Genomic DNA, 2,391 nt, shown 5'->3' with positions numbered 1-2,391 from the left:
CATCTTTATTTGACGATTTTACTAGCTTTTTCATTTTAACTCTTTTGTGACACATTCGCAAAAGTGAGATGCACCCGCGATGCGCGATGCTCAACCCCTGCGCTACTCTCAATCTGACTAGCATAACCACGAATACGGACTGTCACTAACTCAAGCTCCTCCAGAAACGAAAACTCATCGTCGGAACCAAGATAGTTCTGAGCGATCTCTTTGCGCTCTAATTTAGTGTTTTGATACTCAACATTCAACTGTGCCAAAAGCTGCACAATAATATCTTGCTGAATCGCTAACTTGTTTTGAACTTGTGCCATAGTTCTATTCCTCATTAATGCCATACGTTACTATTTTCTCAACACCATACTGGTCAGATCGCACAATTAAAAACTCATTGCCCTTTCGATAAACAGCGGCTCCATCCTGCCGATATCCCGTCCGAGGCACAGCACCTCTGGTGTTGAATTTGTCTGCTTTACGCAGATATTTGAGTGGCTCGAATCCTTTTCGTTGTGCATGGTCTAAGACAATTTGCGCCCCACTCCCATAGGTTCCTTTATCCCACTCAGCAAGATATTGCTGTAATTCGATAACTTCAGTGTTGGAATAGTCTTGAAAGAGTCGATAGAGATAAGAATCTACTGATGATTCGTCTGGCATTCTCACTATAATTTTAGAGGATATTATTTATCATAGCTTCCCGAAAAGATATCGATGGCATTTCAACTCTTAACTACCGCCCACTGAGTCACCGGTGCAAGCGGTTTCCAACCCTGAAAAGAACCGATCGCCCCTACTCGCTGAATGCCAATTCTAATGAGTTCTCCCCCGTAAATATCGTGCCATTGCAAAACTTTAAACTCACTCTCAACTGTCACCGCATTAACAACTAATCTGCCACCTTCACCTAAAGCATTCCAGCAAGTTTCCAGCACAGATTCTGCGGTGACACCGCCGCCGATGAAAATAGCATTCGGTTGAGGCAAATTTGTCAAGGCTTCCGGCGCTTCTCCCGCAACGATTTCGAGTTCGGGAACACCGAAATTAGCAGCATTTTCAGTAATATATTGCAGTCGAGTTAGGTGGCGTTCGATCGCGATCGCCCTGCACTGAGGATGACTCCGCATCCATTCGATCGCGATCGAGCCGCAGCCCGCCCCCACATCCCAAAGCAACTCTCCGGGAATCGGTGCTAACGTTGACAGAGTAACGGCTCTAACCTCCCGCTTCGTAAGTTGTCCGTCGTGGCGATAAGCCGCATCCGGCAAACCCGAGGTACGGGGGAAAATCACAGTTTCGCGATCGGCTGCAACTGCGATCGCGATCGTGTTCAAATCCGCCAAATCCGCTGCATTCCAGGCTGCTGCTACCCCCTCGATCCGCCGTTCCGACTCGGCTCCCATCCGCTCGAACACAGTCATCAAACTGCTGCCAAACCCCTGCTGCGTCAACAATTGTGCCACCTTTCCCGGCGTGTGTCTGTCAGCGCTCAACACCAGCAAGCGCGCGCCGGGGGACAAAGCAAGGGCGATCAATGCGATCGGGCGATTTGTCAAACTGAAAGTCTCAACTTGTGCCAGCGGCCAACCCAAACGGGCGCAAGCAAGACTAAAAGCCGATGCTGCGGGAATCACCGTCATTTCGGAAATGGGAATTTGGCGCGACAGCGTGACGCCAATTCCGTGACACATCGGATCGCCGCTGGCTAGCACACAAACAGACTGTCCCCGGCGGCGGATGATTTCATCGACTGTTGCTTGTAGGGGCGATGTCCAGATCCATTGTTCCCGGAAGTCGTCGGTTGGTAGCATTGCGAGGTGGCGGACACCGCCGACAACGACTTGAGATCGATCAAGCAGCGATCGGGCGTGAGCACTCAATCCCGAAAGTCCGTCTTCGCCAATCCCCACCACCGAAAGCCATTTGTGCATTGAATCCTTACACCTAATCTCATTTCCGCCTGCATCGGAATGCTCAAACTCAATAGTCATCACTCATTAGTTTAGTTATTAGTTATTACTTGTTAGTTGTTAATCCTATTATTTCCGCTCAAACAACCACAATAAAATTGGTTTATAGTGAGGAATTCAGTCCTCATCAAACTCGCTAGGACTGAAGTCTTTACTACAAAATTTATAACTGACATCTTGGAGCATTCTCAATAACAGGCATCTTGCCTGTTCCATAAACAGTACATCTCTTCTGGTGAGGTCGGCCTCCTGCCCGCCCGTGAAACACTTATTAATAATAGTGCAAGATGTCAGTTATAACGGTTATTTTACCGAACGAGATATCCCAATAAAGTCTCTAAAAATTTTCCCCAAACAAAAAGCGCCCCTATTACTAGGAGCGCTTTTTATGAATCAAAAGCTAAAACTTAGCCATTGATAGAAGGAG

At 47.6% G+C, this 2,391-nt stretch carries 3 protein-coding genes; all 3 read right to left on the bottom strand.

Annotation, left to right across the window (positions count from 1 at the left end; translation table 11 throughout):
- Nucleotides 1-35: 35 nt before the first annotated feature.
- Nucleotides 36-311, bottom strand: coding sequence for a hypothetical protein (locus QUA40_RS28415; protein ID WP_333132009.1), 276 nt, complete (start codon nt 309-311; stop codon nt 36-38).
- A 4-nt stretch (nt 312-315) separates the two neighbouring features.
- A complete protein-coding gene (locus QUA40_RS28410; RefSeq protein WP_333132007.1) occupies nt 316-654 on the bottom strand; it encodes a hypothetical protein in 339 nt (112 codons plus the stop codon).
- Between the two features lie 62 nt (nt 655-716).
- A complete protein-coding gene (gene cbiE / locus QUA40_RS28405; RefSeq protein ID WP_333132006.1) occupies nt 717-1,985 on the bottom strand; it encodes a precorrin-6y C5,15-methyltransferase (decarboxylating) subunit CbiE in 1,269 nt (422 codons plus the stop codon).
- Nucleotides 1,986-2,391 lie beyond the last annotated feature (406 nt).

It is taken from the genome of Microcoleus sp. Pol11C3 (assembly GCF_036701485.1).
Classification (GTDB): Bacteria; Cyanobacteriota; Cyanobacteriia; order Cyanobacteriales; family Microcoleaceae; genus Microcoleus.
This window is presented reverse-complemented; position numbering and strand designations above follow the sequence as displayed.

Bases quoted from the DNA above. Each gene is read 5' to 3' on its own strand.
- QUA40_RS28415 (WP_333132009.1), bottom strand. From the start codon at position 311: ATGGCACAAGTTCAAAACAAGTTAGCGATTCAGCAAGATATTATTGTG.
- QUA40_RS28410 (WP_333132007.1), bottom strand. From the start codon at position 654: ATGCCAGACGAATCATCAGTAGATTCTTATCTCTATCGACTCTTTCAA.
- cbiE (WP_333132006.1), bottom strand. From the start codon at position 1,985: ATGACTATTGAGTTTGAGCATTCCGATGCAGGCGGAAATGAGATTAGG.